A 15,316-nucleotide genomic window follows, 5' to 3' on the forward strand; every position below is an offset into this window, starting at 1 on the left:
GACTACGGGTGCGGCTACGGCGCGGTCCGTTTGGTGGCCACAGCGAGGGCGACCAGGAGCGCCCAGCCTCCCTCGATGAGGATGCGGCTCTCGGCGAAGCTCTGCGCGATCAGCGCGGCCATCAGCAGCAGCGGCAGAAGGGCGATGGCCCGATACGGCTGGTCGTCCGCGACCGTGAAGCGCGGACGGTCGACCGCGAGGAACCAGGCGCGCCCCAGCGTGGTCAGCACCAGCAGCACGAACACGACGAGACCGGCGATGCCGAGCTGCAGCCAGACATCCAGCCAGGCGTTGTGGGCCTGCAGGTACTCGACGCCGCCTCGTGTCGCGAGGCCCTTGAAGGGCTTCACCCACGGCGCCCAGTAGCTGACCCATCCCCAGCCGGCCACCGGACGCTGCTGCGCCAGCCCGATCACGGCCTGCCAGATGTCGAGCCGGCCGGTGAGGTCCTCGCTCTTGCCGAACAGGGCCGGGATGCGCGAGGCGAAGACCGAGATGAGGACGATGCCCGCGGCGAGGAGGGCGAACGCCGTGACATACACCGGGGTGCGACGCGCGGGGCCGGCCCGCCGCATCCAGAGGGCGAAGCCCAGCACGACCGCCGTGACGAGTGCTGCGGCGATGACCGTGGCCGATCGGGTCAGCGCGAGGGCGAGCGCCGCGAGGACGAGCCACGTGATCGCGGACCCGCGGCGCACGGTGCGGTCGGCGAGCTGGATGCCGAACACGATCAGCGACAGGAGCGCGATCATGGCCAGCAGGTTGCTGTTGCCGAGGATGCCCTGGATCGGGCCGCCGTGGAACAGCAGGTCGCGGCTCCAGTAGAACGCAGAGGGGAGATGACCCGCGGGCACCGGCTGGGCCGGGGTGAGCGGGAGGACCGGATGCCGGACGATCGCCGCGACCACGAGCTCGAAGAGGAGCGACAGCCCCAGGATCCAGCGGAACGCGTTGCCCAGCGCGCTCAGCAGCCCCGGCCAGCCGAGCCGGAGCCCGAGGAAGAGCCCGCCCAGGGTGGTCGCCAGCTGGGCGATCACGCCGAGTGCGCTCGCACCCGGGTAGTCCGACCAGGCGATGGAGACGATGGCCAGCGCCAGGAACACCACGAGCGTCTTCGGCGTGCTCCGCCAGCGGAACCGGGGACGCGAGCGGACGACGACCACGCCGACCACGACCGTCAGCACACCGACGAGCACGAAGTAGCCCGGCCAGCTGATGAGGTTGCGCCAGAAGTCGCCGGCGAACAGCGTGAACAGCGCGAAGGACGCGAGGACCGCCTCCGCCGTCCCCGTCGTGGTCCGTACCGCGGCGACGCGGGCCGGATCCACTCCGGAACGGCGGGGCGCAGGGCGCGCGGCCCGGGGTCGGGCGGGGGGCGGGACGCGCGGGGTTGTCACTTCGGCAGGATAACGGACGGGTCGGTGGGCGGGCGCCGCGCGCCGTGCGCGTTCAGCCGTTGGGATGGGCCACGAACAGCACGCCCTGCCCGCTCACCGCGAGTTCGGTCTCCTCCGTGACGATCGCGGCCTGGCCGCGCTCCAGCCGCAGCGCCCCGGTCGCGCCGCGCAGTTCGACGTGGCCCTCCGTCGCCAGCGCGATCGCGGTACCGGGGAGCGTCACGGTCGCGCTGCCGACGTCTCCCGCGAGCGCGATGTGATCGAGGGCGAAGTCGGGAACGTCCGGCCGGAACGTCTCGACGCCCGGCGCAGGATGCCCGGGGGCGAGCGGCGTCGGCCGGATCGGCGTGAAGTCCAGCACGGAGACGAGCTCCGGGACGTCGATGCGCTTGCGTGTGAGGCCGCCGCGGAGCACGTTGTCGGACGCCGCCATCAGCTCGATCCCCAGCCCGCGCAGGTACGCGTGGATGTTGCCCGCCGGCAGGTACAGGACCTCGCCGGGCCGCAGCGTCGCCCGGTTGAGCAGCAGCGCGAGGACGATGCCCGGGTCGCCGGGGAACGCGTCGTCGACCATCTGCACGGTCTGCGCATCCCGGTCGTCCGGCAGGGCGCGCGCTGCGCGGACCACCTCGGCGACGAGGAGGTCCGCATCCGGGTCGCCGCCGAGCAGCCACTCGGTCGCGCGACGCAGCACGGCAGCCGGATCGCCTTCGAGCGTCCGGGCGAAGCCGGAGAGGACGGCGCCTCCCGTCGCTGCGGCCGCGAGGCGCTCCAGCGCCGCCCGGCTCTCGACCGGGTCGCGGAACCCGCACAGCGCCTCGAAGGGGTCGCTGAGCGCGAAGATGAGCTCCGGCTTGTGGAACGGGTCCTTGTAGTTGCGGTCCGGGGAGTCGGGGGCGAGGCCCGCCGCGTTCTCGCGCTCGAACCCTGCCCGTGCCTGCTCCGAGGAGGGATGCGCCTGGAGCGACAGCGGGCTTTCGGCGGCGAGGACTTTCAGGAGGTACGGAAGGTCGCTCGTCCGCTCCCAGGCGGCGAGGTCGGCCGCCCCGTCCGCCAGCTCCGGGTCGAGCACCCGCGCGGGGGATCCGGGATGCGCGCCCAGCCACAGCTCCGCCTCCGGCCGGCCGCTCGGCTCCGTGCCGAGCAGTTCCGCCATCGCGGTCGTGGAACCCCAGGCGTAGTCGCGCGGGGAGTTGCCGATGCGCACAAACATGCGTCCTCATCCCTTTTGTTCCGTTGGACCAAACTACCAATCGCTTTGTCCTGTCCCTGTGCGGTCCCTAGGCTGACGGCGGCCCGACCATCCCTGTGGACGCACTGGAGCACACATGCCCTTCGAGACCATCGCCGGAGACTTCTACGGCTTCGCGAACCAGCTCACCGACCGGGAGAAGGACTTCCTGACGACGCTGCGCGCCGAACTCGAGTCGGAGCTCAAACCGATCGTCAACGAGAACTGGGAGAAGGCGGAGTTCCCCCGCCGGATCGTCGATGTGCTGCACCGGAACGACGTGATCGGCCTCGGCTTCCCGGAGACGGCGGCCTTCGAGAACTCGGCCGTGTTCCGCGGCTGGGTCGCGCTGGAGCTGGCCCGGGTGGATGCGTCGGTGAGCACCTACGTCGGCGTCCAGAACGGCTTGGCGCTCGGAGCCCTCGGCGTCTGCGGTTCGGACGAGCAGCGGGCCGAGTGGATGCCGAAGCTCGCGAGCGGCGAGGTGCTCGGGGCCTTCGGCCTCACCGAGCCCACCTCCGGCTCCGACTCGGCGCGGGGACTGAAGACGGTGGCCACGCGCGACGGCGAGAACTGGGTCCTGAACGGGTCCAAGCGCTGGATCGGCAACGCCACCTTCAGCGACATCACCATCATCTGGGCGAAGAGCGCAGAAGACGGCCAGGTGAAGGGCTTCATCGTGCCCTCGACCAGCCCGGGCTACACCGCCACGAAGATCGAAGGCAAGCAGTCGCTCCGGATCGTGCAGAACGCGGACATCACGCTCGAGAACGTCGTCGTCCCGGAGTCGATGCGCCTCCAGAACGCGAACAGCTTCGCGGACACGGCGAGCGTGCTGCGGCTGACCCGCGCCGAGGTGGCGTGGGCGGCCATCGGGGTCGCCGTCGGGGCGTACGAGGCGGCGCTGCGCTACACGACGGAGCGCGAGCAGTTCGGCAAGCCGATCGCCGGGCACCAGCTGATCCAGGATCTGCTCGTCAAGTCCATCGGCAACATCACCGCCTCCATCGGGCTGTGCACCCGCGTCTCGCAGCTGCTCGACGCCGGCGAGCAGCGCGACGAGCACTCGGCGCTCGCGAAGGCGTTCGCCACCGCGCGGATGCGCGAGACGGTCGCCTGGTGCCGCGAGGCGCTCGGCGGCAACGGCATCGTGCTCGAGTACGACGTCGCGCGCTTCTTCGCCGACGCGGAGGCGCTGTACTCCTACGAGGGCACGCGCGAGATGAACACGCTCATCGTCGGCCGCGCGATCACCGGGCACGCGGCCTTCGTCTGACGCGGTCTCCGGCCTCGCCTCGCGCCGTGCCTGTCCCGCACATTCGTGACGAATCGTCGCTTGGGCGGCGTGTAGGTGCACATTCGTGACGAATCGTCGCTTGGGCCGTGTGACGGAAGACATTCGTGACGAATCGTCGCTTAGAGCGCCTCTAAGTGCACATTCGTGACGAATGTCGCCGTGAACGGTGACGAATCCCGGCCTTGCTCCCGGGACCGATAGTGTGGCCGCATCCCGTTGGCGAACGATCAGGAGGACCCCCGTGGCGTGGTTGGTGACCGGAGGCGCAGGCTACATCGGAGCGCACGTGGTGCGGGCGTTCCGAGAGCAGGGCATCGACGTGGTCGTCGTGGACGACCTGTCGAGCGGCCACGCGGAGTTCGTGCCGAGCGAGGTCCCCTTCTACCGCGGCACCATCCTCGACGCCGAGCTGCTGGCGCGCATCTTCGCCGAGAACCCGGTCAGCGGCGTCGTCCACGTGGCCGGTTTCAAGTACGCCGGGGTGTCCGTCCAGCGTCCGTTGCACACCTACGAGCAGAACGTGACGGCGACGGCCGTGCTGCTGGGCGCGATGCAGGAGGCGGGTGTGGAGGCGATCGTCTTCAGCTCCTCCGCAGCGGTCTACGGAACGCCGGATGTGGACATCGTCACCGAGACGACGCCCAAGAGCCCGGAGTCGCCGTATGGCGAGTCGAAGCTGATCGGCGAGTGGCTGCTCCGCGACCAGGGCGTCGCGACCGGACTGCGGCACACCTCCCTCCGCTACTTCAACGTGGTCGGGTCCGGCGAACCGGGCCTGCGCGACACCAGCCCGCACAACCTGTTCCCGCTCGTGTTCGACGCGCTGGTCGAGGGGCGGACTCCGCGCATCAACGGCGACGACTATCCGACCCCGGACGGCACCTGCGTGCGCGACTACATCCACGTCGCCGATCTCGCGACCTCGCACGTCGCAGCGGCGAAGCGATTGGATGCGGGGGAGCCGATCGAGCCGGTCTACAACCTGGGCAGCGGCGACGGCGTCTCGGTCGGGCAGATCATGTCGACCGTGGCCGAGGTGACGGGCATCCGCTTCACCCCAGAAGTGGGGCCTCGACGCGTGGGCGATCCGGCGAGGATCGTGGCCTCAGGCGAGCTCGCAGCGCGCGATCTCGACTGGACGATGCGCCACACCCTCGACGATATGGTCCGCAGCGCCTGGGAAGCGCGGCAAGCGGCATCCTGACACCCTCCCGCACCCCGTCCGAGACGGCCGGGCGTGTCGGGATTGTTGTCGTTCCCCGGCGCGTCGCGAACTCTCGACCGGCGGTCAAGGCTTTACGATTCGCGACTTGACGTAAGCGAATGACACCGGTGTAATTAGGGGAACGCGAGAATCTCGTGTTTCAGCAGTTCATGGGTGGGGAGACCGATATGCCAGTGCCTGAATATCGTTCCGGAGTACCCGACGACTGGTTCATCGATCCGGTCCGGCTCGGGGTGCCGGGCGTCCGCGCAGCCGCTGTCGACGACGACAATCCGCTCGCCTGGCAGACGGACGCGCTGTGCGCCCAGACGGACCCGGAGGCGTTCTTCCCCGAGAAGGGCGGCTCCACTCGCGACGCGAAGCGCATCTGCACCTCCTGCGAGGTGCGGTCGCAGTGCCTCGAGTACGCGCTCGCCAACGACGAGCGTTTCGGGATCTGGGGCGGCCTGTCCGAGCGCGAGCGCCGCAAACTGCGCAAGCGCGCCGGCTGAACCGTCTTCTGATCCGCGCCGCGCCCGGCGCAAAGACGTGATCGGCGCGACCCCGACTTAGGCTGGCTCCCGATGTATCCGAGAGTCACCGCCATCGTCGTCGCCCAGAGCGGCGGCCCCCGCCTGCAGCGCACTCTCGACGCCCTCGCGGAGCAGACCCGTCGACCGGACGCCGTGATCGCCGTCGACTGCGCGACCGCCGACGACGCCACCCGGCTGCTGTCGGAGTTCCACCCCACCCAGCTGCTGAGCGTCCCCGAGAAGCTTTCCTTCGGCGCCGCCGTCGCCGCCGCCGTGCGCGTGCTCCCTCCCGCCACGGACTCCGGCCAGCTGCTCTGGCTCCTCGCGCAGGACACCGCGCCGGAGCCGCAGGCCCTCGAAGCGCTCCTGGCGGCCCTCGAAGTCTCGCCCTCGGTCGCCGTCGTCGGCCCGAAGCTGGTGGACTGGGACGATCCGGCTCTCATCCGCGAGTTCGGCGAGGCGATGACGCCGTTCGGGGCCTCGGTGCCCCTGGTCGAGAACGAGCTCGACCAGGCGCAGCACGACGGCCTCAGCGACGTGCTCGCCGTATCCAGTGCCGGAATGCTCGTGCGGCAGGCGTTGTGGGAGCGGCTCGACGGCTTCGACCCGGCCCTCCCGACGGCGGACGACGGACTCGATTTCTGCGCGCGCGCGCGCCTCGCCGGGTTCCGCGTCACCCTCGTGGCGTCCGCGCGCGTCGCGGTCGGCGGCGCCGGCACGGCCGGTCCCAACCTCTCGCCGAAATGGACCGTGCGGCGCCGCCTGGCGCGGGAGCGGCGTGCCGCGCAGCTCCACCGCCGGATGGTCTACGCGCCCGGCTGGGCCGTCCCGCTGCACTGGCTCACGCTCGTCCCGCTCGGCATCCTCCGCGGGCTGCTGCGGCTGCTGCGCAAGGAGCCGGGCTCGGTCGGCGGCGAGCTGAGGGCGGCGTCCCGGGTGGCGTTCTCGGGTCTGGCCGTCAGCAACGCACGCCGGCGCCTGGCGTCCGCCCGCGAGGTGGGCTGGGCGGCCGTCGCGCCGCTGCGCATCCCCTTCGCAGAAGTCCGTCGGAGCCATGCGCTCAAGCGCGAGGCCGCGATGGTCCGCCAGCAGGGGGAGAAGCAGGACCTCGACTTCTTCGGCACCGGCGGCGGCTGGGCGGTGCTGGTCGCTCTGCTCGTCGGTGTGGTGCTGTTCTTCCCGTTGACCGGCTCCGGCGCCCTCACCGGCGGCGGCCTGCTCCCGCTCAACGACTCGGTCGGCCAGCTCTGGGCGAACCTCGGCTACGGCTGGAGGGATGTGGGTCTCGGCTTCACCGGCGCCGCCGACCCGTTCTCGGCCGTGCTCGCCGTTCTCGGCACGATCACCTTCTGGCAGCCCTCGCAGTCGCTGGTCGTGCTCTGGCTGCTCGCGCTTCCCCTGGCCGCTCTCGGAGCCTGGCTCGCGGCCGCCCGCCTGACCGCCCGTCCCACCCTCCGTGCCTTCGGCGCCCTCGCCTACGCTCTCGCGCCGACGCTGCTGGTGGCGCTGCAGGGCGGGCGCCCGTCGGCCGTGCTCGCCCACATCCTCCTGCCGTGGCTGTTCTTCGCCGGGCTCGCCGCACGGCGCTCGTGGGCCGCAAGCGCCACGACCGCACTGCTGGCCGCCGCAACGGCCGCCTGCGCGCCGATCCTCATCCCGGCCCTGCTCATCGCGTGGATCGCGGCCATCGTGTTCGCCGGCCGGCGTGGCGCCCGCATCGCGTTCATCCCCCTGCCCGCAGTCGTGCTCTTCGCACCGCTCGTCTGGGAGCAGGTCTCGCGCGGCGCCTGGGCGTCCATCGTCGCGGACCCGGGCGTTCCGCTCGCCGCCCGGCAGACTCCGGCCTGGCAGCTCGCGCTGGGCTTCCCGGACGGCCTGCTCGGAGGCTGGCACGAGCTGGCCTCCCAACTCATCCTGCCCTCGACCGCTGCGAACATCGCGGTGCCGATCCTGCTCCTGCCGCTCGGGGTGCTGGCGATCCTGGCCCTGTTCCTGCGCGGAAGCGTCCGGGCGATCGTCGCGCTCGTCGTCGCTCTCGCGGGCTTCGTCAGCGCCGTCGTGGCGCTGCACCTCCAGGTCGCCGTCACGGGCGGGACGGTGGTCCCGATCTGGCCGGGGACGGCGCTGAGCCTCTACTGGCTCGGGCTGATCGGCGCTGCCGTGCTGGGCCTGTCCGCCCTCGGCCGCGCGGCGGTGTACCCGGCGTGGGCCGCCATCGTCACTCTTGCGGTGCTCGCGGGGCCCCTCGGGGCGCTGGTCCTCACCGGCCACGGCGACGTCACCGAGAGCGACGGCCGCACGATGCCGGCGGTCGTCACCGCGAAGGCCTCGACGCAACCGCGGACCGGGACGCTGCGCATCGTTCCCCAGGCAGACGGCGGCATCAGCGCCGAGATCGTGCGCGGGAGCGGCCAGACGCTCGACGACCTGTCGACGCTCGCGGACACCCGCCGCACCCTCACCTCGGGGCAGCGTCAGGTCGCGGAGCTGGCCGGCAACCTGTCATCGCGCAGCGGGTACGATGCCTCCGCGTCGTTGAAGCGACTGGGGATCGACTTCGTCCTCCTCACGCCTCCTGCGAGCACGCTCGACCGCTCCGACACCTCCGCGGCGGACGCCACCCGGATGCGCGCCGCCGTCGCGATGGATGCCAACCCGCTCCTCGCCCAGGTCGGTGCGACTTCGAGCGGCCGGCTCTGGGCCTTCGACCGGGGAACCGGCGAGATCGCTGCCGCAGCGCAGATCCCGGCAGGGGCCGGGGGGCTGTGGCGGGTCATCGTCCTGGTCGTGCAGGGCATCGTGATCGGGATCACCGCCCTCCTGGCGATCCCGACCTCGCGCTCCGCCGATCGCGTGTCGGAGCTCTCCGCCCGGCGCCCGGGCAGGCGGAGGGACGAGGAGGCCGCCGTCGAGCCGGAGGACGAGCCGCCGGCGCCGGACGAGACGTCCGAGGGCGTCGCCGCCGAGAGCGTGAGCGAGTACGAGGCCGAACCCGCGGACGAGGCCATCGTCGAGTCGGCGGAGGAGGACGAGATCCCCGGTCGCGAGCCGCCGCCGGCGCCCGAGGCCGGACCCGCCGCGGAGGCGGGGGCCGCCGGGGAGGCGGAACCCGCCGGGAAGGCCGGACCCTCCGCGGAGGCGGAACCCACCGCCGAGCGCGTGACCACCCCGCCCGCCCCGGCCACGCTCGAAGAGGGCCTGGAGGAGACCATCGTCCGTCCACGACGCAGCTTCGAGGGAGGCGACCATGACTGACCGCAGAGGCCTCGCACGGATCGGCTTCCGCACCGTCGGCGGCCTGATCGGCATCGGCGTCGCGCTCGTCGCGGTCGCCGGCGCCACCGTGCTCCCGCTGCCGGGGTTCGCCATCAGCGCGCCCGCTGAGACCGTGGCTCCGGTGCCGGCCGACCAGCAGCGCGTCTGCCCCGGTTCCCTGCTGGAACTCGCCGCCGATGCCGGCGCGGCCACCCGCCCGAGCACGATCGGATCGCCGACCACCGCCTCCGACGCGGATGGACCGGACGTCCGGACCGACCCGCTGAAGCCTGACGCCGACACGTCCTCCACCGAGGACGGACCCTCCGTTGTCAGCGTCGCCACACCGAAGGGCGCGACGACGCCTCCGCTGTTCGCCGCCGCCCAGCTGCAGGAGGCCGCGACCGACGACCTCGCCGGACTCGCGGCGGCGGCCTGCGCGGAGCCGAGCGCGGACACGTGGCTGGCCGCCGGATCCACTTCGCTCGGTCAGACCAGCCTCGTGCTGCTCGCGAACCCCAGCAAAGTGGATGCGACGGTGACGCTGTCGATCTACACGGAGAGCGGCCCGGTGAGCGCCCCCGGCGCCGCCGGCATCCTCGTTCCCGCCGGTGCTCAGAAAGTGGTCCCGCTGTCCGGCCTCGCGCCGACAGCGGCGGCTCCGGTGGTGCGAGTCCAGACCAGCGGCGGCGAGGTCGTCGCCTCCCTCCAGCAGAGTTTCGAGCAGGGCATCCAGCCGCGCGGAGCGGAGATCGCGGGAGCGACCGGCGCGCCCGGCCCTCAGCAGATCATCCCGGGCGTCACAGTGGCATCGATGGCCGCCATCCAGGGCGCTCAGTCGGCGGAGAGCGTCGGCGTCGACTTCCCCGTCGTCCGGCTGCTGGTGCCGGGCGACAAGGACGCGCAGGTGACCGTCGGCGCCGTGGGGGAGGCCGGGACATCCGCCGGGAACTCGTACGCCGCGAGCCTCAAGGCGGGAACTGTCGCCGAGGTGCCGCTCGACCACCTCAAGGACGGCAGCTACACCGTCACGGTCAACTCGACCGTTCCCGTCGTCGCAGCAGCGCGCACCTCGGTGATCGGCGCGAAGACCCGCGACTTCAGCTGGTTCTCCTCGGCGCAGCCGCTGCAGAAGAGCCTGTTGGCCGTGGTCCCGTCCGGCCCTCAGGCCACGCTGCATTTCGCCAACCGGGGAGAGGCGGATCGCACGGTCACCGTGCAGGGTCTCGCCCACGGCAGCAAGCCGATGAAGGTCGCCGTGCCGGCCGAAGGCGGTGCCGGCCTCCGGGTGGCGGCGGGCACCTACCGCGTGACGGGCGCTGACGGCCTCGAGGGCAGCGTCAGCTTCGGCGCCGACGGACGTGCGAGCAGCTTCGCGCTCGCTCCGCCGGGCCCCCTGGCCTCGCCCATCAGGGTCTACCCGAACTAGTCCGTCCGATTGCGCACTCGCGCCTGAGAACTGCACCGTCCCCGGCGACGCCGCCCGTCTTCGGGCTCCAGCGCGACGGCGTCGACCCGCGGCACGCGTAGGCGACCGCGTCGTACTTTTTTGCTCACGGTCGCGTGATGAAACGCATCCGGTCGTGTCCCTCTATGTAGAGAACCCTTTCGATACTGGTTGGACTGACATTGACACGCTTACTCATGACCATTCTGGCGCGACCCGACCATCCCTTCCGCTCGAGGATGGTGCGCCGGTGGCGGCTTGCGGCGCTGGTCGCGGGCTGCCTGGCTCTCGGCGCGCTTGTCGCGGTTCTCATTGTTCCGAACTACTTCGCCGATGCATCGGCGACATCGGTGTCCACCATCTACAAGACGGCGACCAACGTCACCAACGGCAGCAGCGCTGCGTCGTCGGACGCACCCGGCGGAGCCAAGACGGGAACCGCTAAGCCCGGCGACACGCTCAAATGGGTGGTCGACTACCAGAACAACACGACAGCGCCCGCATCGGTCAATCTCAAGGACGTCATCACCAACGCCGGCGCCTATGTGAATGGGTCTCTGCAAGTGCCGCCGAACCAGAACGCGGTCGGAACCATCTCGCCGCAATACACCACCAACGCAGGGACCACCTGGGCCACAGGCACGCCCCCGGCGAATGCCAACGGCGTGGGCTTCACCGGCACCCTCGTACCGCAGGGCACTGAACAGCGCTCCATCAATATTCAGCAACAGCCGAGCACCGCATTCTCGACCACCGGTGGCGATGGCTACAACGTCGCCATGCGCAACGGCCTCACCTACGCGGCCTATCACCACAACACGACAGGCAGCTTCGTCTACTGTTCGCAGCAGGACGGCTCCGTCTGTCCGGGATGGAGTGCCCATGTCCTGACCTGGTCATCGACCTCTGGTACAGCGCTGGGAACGGGCACCACGTTCGACGGCAATACGGGGTGGGAGAACGGCACCTGGATATCCGGAACCAAGATGTTCTTCTTCGCGGCGACGGGGAAGACCCAATCCCCGGCGGCTGTAGGCACAGGATGTGTGGATCTGTCGACGACTCCGCCGAAGAGCTGCGGGTTCACCCAGTTCGACATCGGTAGCTCCGCCTATATCGGCGCGCAAATCGGATCCACTGGAATCCCAGCCTCCAACGGCAACATCTATGCCGTCGCGCAGACCACGACCGGGGCGAAGCTGTTCTGCGTCTCCGTCTCCACGGGAGCCAATTGCGGCGTCCTGGCGCTGAACAGCACGAACGTACCGAACGTAGCAATCTCGTCCGCGACCTTCGGGAACTACGTCTTCGCCAACGTTCCCGTGGTAGGCGGCAGCTGGCTCACGTACTGCTACATCGCAGGTGGCGCGCTGTGCTCGGGCGCGTGGCCAGTGGCCAACAGCAGTTCAAGCGCCCTGGCCGGCGCGGACTACGCGCCCTTCCTGTCCGCGACCGGAATCCTGAAAGGGGTGTGCACGATTCCGAACGGCAACGGATCGTTGCCGACATCGACCTGCTGGAACCTGGCTGGCACCGCGTTGGTGTCGTCGCCCTACGCGGGAACCGGCGCCAAGTTCACCGCGTCGGGTAACGCTGCCGGTGATGCATTCGTCCAGGGCACTAAGGTGTATATCTCTGGCGGTAACACCGTCCTCTGTGTCGATTTCGCGACGTACCCGGGATCGGGGACGGTGCCGTTCTGCAATAACTTCACCCCACCGACGAACAACATCAACTACACCGTTCGCTCGGCGTCGCAGGTCGCACCGAACTGTCTCGTCGCTGACGGTGACGGCGCTCAGATTCTCTTCTTCAACGGGATCACGGGCGGCGGTTGCAGCAGCGTGTCCGCCCCGGTGAGTCTGACGGTGACGCCGCTGAACTTCTACTGCGGATCCGGAGCGGCCGGTTTCAGAGGCTGGGGCAGTCTCACGCTGCCCGGTGCCGTCGCCAGCGCCTACACGAACGCGACGATCACTTTGAGGGATCAGAACAGCAACGTGATCACCGGGTTCAACGGTGTGACATTGGCTTCCGGGGCATCGCTCTCCTTGGCGACGATCCCCACGTCGGTGACGTCGATCACCGCAAGTGTGACCATCAACGGAATCAACGACCCGACCGGTGTCGTGAGTGGGCAGGTCGCGATCACGTGGCAGGGCGATCCGCCGCAGATGTGCTTCCAAACGATCGCCCCGCCGGTGGCATGTGATGCAGCGGCACCGCTGACGCTTTCCAACACGGCCAACGCTGTCACCACGTCAGCGTCGGGCAGTGATGCGCCGAACGGCAATACGACCGGTGTCGTCCAGTTCTCCGACCGGGCTTCCTTGGTGCCAGCGGACTCGCAATGCAGCCTTGTCTTCCAGAAGGTGGCCTCGGTGCAAACGGCGAGACCCGGGGACAAGGTCACCTACACGATCAACGTGACAAATGCGGGGACCCAGGCATACGTCAACGCCGCGTTCAGCGACGACCTGACCGACGTCCTGAAGGACGCCACCTACAACAATGACCAGTCCGCGACCTCGGGCACCGTATCGTATGCAGCGCCGACGTTGTCGTGGTCCGGCGCGCTCGCAGGTTCCAGTGGGAGAGCGACGATCACCTACTCGGTGACGGTGAAGAGTCCTGACACGGGCGACCATTCGCTCACGAACACGGTGGTCTCGTCGACTCCCGGAAACGGGTGTGCTTCGGGCTCATCCGACCCTCGTTGCACGGCGACCGTGGCTGTGCAAGTGACGGACGTGCTGTGGAAGAAGATCGACGCGACCGGCGCCAAGAACATCCTCACCGGCGCTGCCTTCACGTTCACACCCGTCGATGGGGCGGGGAAACCGACCGGCCCCCCGATCGTCGTGACGGACTGTCAGGCCGCCTCGCCCGCCCAGTGCACCGGGAGCGACATCGACCCGATCGGCGGCCAGTTCAGACTGACCAACCTGGGGCCGGGGACGTACCAGCTCGTTGAGACGCGAGCCCCCGTCGGGTTCAAACTCGATCCCACCCCGATTCCGGTGACCATCACCTCCAACTCCCCGATCTCGGTCAGTTTGGCCGATGTGGTCAACAAGCAGTTGCCCGTCCCGGCGATCCCGCTGACCGGAGGCTTAGGGACCGACGCTCTCACCATCGCTGGCGGCGGATTGCTGGCGACCGTGCTCGGTCTGGTCGTCTGGCAGCTGATTCGCCACCGCCGCACGGCCTGAAGATCCCTTGATTCGTGTCCTGATCCTGGGACCGGCGCGCCTGCGCCACTGAAAAGCCTGCTCGTCGCACCAAGCGGCGGACAGAAAGGAAAGAAACGAAAAATGACCGCAATCACACGCCGTCGCGGGCGCGCCGCTCTCGCCATCGGCACGGTGGTGTCGCTCGGAGTACTGGGTGCCGTGGCAATCGGATCCGCGGCCTATGCTGCATCGATCGACACCGCACAGCAGGGCTCGATCATCATCCACAAATACACCAACCCCGGCAACGGCGACGAGAACCCGTCGGGCACCGGAACGGCCCCGAACACGGCACCGATCGCCGGTGTCGTCTTCGAGTACTGCTCGATCAACGGCATCAACCTGCTCGACGGCACCAACACCGGCTGGGACGCGATCAACGCCATCCCGGCCACCGTGCTGCAGGCCGCTGCGGCGCAGGGCACGACACAGCTCGGCAGCTACACCCTGAGCGGGTGCACCAGCATGCCGGCGACGGACGCCGCCGGCATGTCCGCGTCGGTGAAGCTGCCTTTGGGTGCGTACTTCGTGCGTGAGGTCTCCGCGCCGTCGAATGTGGTCGACAAGGCGGCGCCGTTCATCGTCACCTTGCCCACCCCGGCGGACCCGAAGAACCTCAGCGGCGACTGGGTGTACGACGTGAACCTCTACCCGAAGAACACCACGGCCGACGGCCCGGTGAAGAATGTCGTGAACCAGCCGACGAACGGTGCCCTGCTGGGCGCTCCGGTGGAGTACCAGGTCACGCAGCTGGTCCCCGCACTGGCGAGCGGTGACAGCTACACCAAGTTCACCCTGACCGACACGCTCGACACGAAGCTGACTCCGGACACGGTCACCCCGGTGACGGTCACCGGGATCCTCGGGGGAGCCAAGACGACCTTCGTCACGGGCGCCGACTACACCGTTGCGTGGTCCGGCCAGAAGCTCACGGTCACCTTCACTCCGGCAGGTCTGGCGAAGTTGCAGGCGGGCATGAACGTCGTCTTCGACTTCCAGGCCACGCCGAACACCCCGGGGGCGATCGACAACCAGGCGTTCGTGAACCTCAACGACTTCACGCTCACCCCGGGATCGCCGAACGGTCCGGACGGTTCGCCGACCAACACCACCACCACCCGCTGGGGCAACCTGACCCTCGAGAAGGTCAACGCCGCGAACACCGCTGACGGCCTCTCGGGAGCCAAGTTCGAGGTCTACATGGGCACCACCGACCAGCAGTCCGGGTGCACCGCCGACATCACAGGGTTGCAGCAGGTGACCACGGTCGGCTCGAGCTCACCGTTTGTCGTCACGTCCGACAGCGCCGGCATTCTCTCGATCGCCGGCCTCTGGATCGGCGACACCGAGAAGACCGTTGCAGCCGACGGCACCGTCTCCAACACGACGGTCGCCGGACACGACCTGCTGCAGCGCTGCTACGTCCTCAAGGAGATCCAGGCGCCGAACGGCTTCGTCCTCCCCACCGGTACCGCGGCACTCACCCCGGTGATGGTCAAGACCGGTGACAACGGCACCGTCCCGCTGGTGAAGATCGACAACACTCAGCAGGGCGTCCCGCAGCTGCCCTTCACCGGCTCGAACGTGCAGATCGCGCTCACCATCGGCGGCATCGCCCTGCTCGCCATCGCCTTCGGTGGGGTACTGATCATCCGACGCCGTATCGCCAACCGCGAGAACGCGTAACACCAATCCGTGTCAGGGGTGGAGCGGGCTCTC

At 69.6% G+C, this 15,316-nt stretch carries 9 protein-coding genes; 7 read left to right on the forward strand and 2 right to left on the reverse strand.

Features of this window, described 5'->3' with window-relative positions; all coding sequences use genetic code 11:
- Nucleotides 1-14 precede the first annotated feature (14 nt).
- Both BM287_RS05305 and manA read right to left on the reverse strand, forming a co-directional pair.
- Nucleotides 15-1,397, reverse strand: a complete 1,383-nt coding sequence (locus BM287_RS05305; RefSeq protein WP_244527913.1) for an O-antigen ligase family protein — start codon at nt 1,395-1,397, stop codon at nt 15-17.
- 52 nt (nt 1,398-1,449) lie between these two features.
- Entirely contained in the window at nt 1,450-2,610 is a 1,161-nt protein-coding gene (gene manA / locus BM287_RS05310) for a mannose-6-phosphate isomerase, class I (RefSeq protein ID WP_090036691.1), read from the reverse strand.
- A gap of 115 nt (nt 2,611-2,725) precedes the next feature.
- Here manA and BM287_RS05315 point away from each other — a divergent pair, with 115 nt between their 5' ends.
- From BM287_RS05315 to BM287_RS05345, 7 genes are all read left to right on the forward strand, one after another.
- Nucleotides 2,726-3,904, forward strand: a complete 1,179-nt coding sequence (locus tag BM287_RS05315; protein ID WP_090036693.1) for an acyl-CoA dehydrogenase family protein — start codon at nt 2,726-2,728, stop codon at nt 3,902-3,904.
- A 262-nt stretch (nt 3,905-4,166) separates the two neighbouring features.
- Nucleotides 4,167-5,129 (forward strand): UDP-glucose 4-epimerase GalE, encoded by a 963-nt coding sequence (gene galE / locus BM287_RS05320; protein WP_090036695.1) that lies wholly within the window; start codon nt 4,167-4,169, stop codon nt 5,127-5,129.
- A gap of 188 nt (nt 5,130-5,317) precedes the next feature.
- Nucleotides 5,318-5,641: a WhiB family transcriptional regulator gene (locus BM287_RS05325; RefSeq protein WP_090036697.1), complete on the forward strand. Its 324-nt coding sequence runs from the start codon at nt 5,318-5,320 to the stop codon at nt 5,639-5,641.
- Nucleotides 5,642-5,713: 72 nt separating this feature from the next.
- Nucleotides 5,714-8,917: a glycosyltransferase gene (locus BM287_RS05330; protein WP_090036700.1), complete on the forward strand. Its 3,204-nt coding sequence runs from the start codon at nt 5,714-5,716 to the stop codon at nt 8,915-8,917.
- Nucleotides 8,910-10,346 carry a DUF5719 family protein gene (locus tag BM287_RS05335; RefSeq protein WP_090036702.1) on the forward strand — a complete coding sequence of 479 codons (1,437 nt, stop codon included), beginning with the start codon at nt 8,910-8,912 and terminating at the stop codon, nt 10,344-10,346. The genes BM287_RS05330 and BM287_RS05335 overlap by 8 nt, the downstream gene beginning before the upstream one ends.
- A 215-nt stretch (nt 10,347-10,561) precedes the next feature.
- A complete protein-coding gene (locus BM287_RS05340) occupies nt 10,562-13,576 on the forward strand; it encodes a DUF7927 domain-containing protein (protein ID WP_090036704.1) in 3,015 nt (1,004 codons plus the stop codon).
- A gap of 102 nt (nt 13,577-13,678) precedes the next feature.
- Entirely contained in the window at nt 13,679-15,283 is a 1,605-nt protein-coding gene (locus BM287_RS05345; RefSeq protein WP_090036706.1) for a SpaH/EbpB family LPXTG-anchored major pilin, read from the forward strand.
- Nucleotides 15,284-15,316 lie beyond the last annotated feature (33 nt).

The organism is Leifsonia sp. CL147 (assembly GCF_900114565.1).
Lineage (GTDB): Bacteria > Actinomycetota > Actinomycetes > Actinomycetales > Microbacteriaceae > Leifsonia.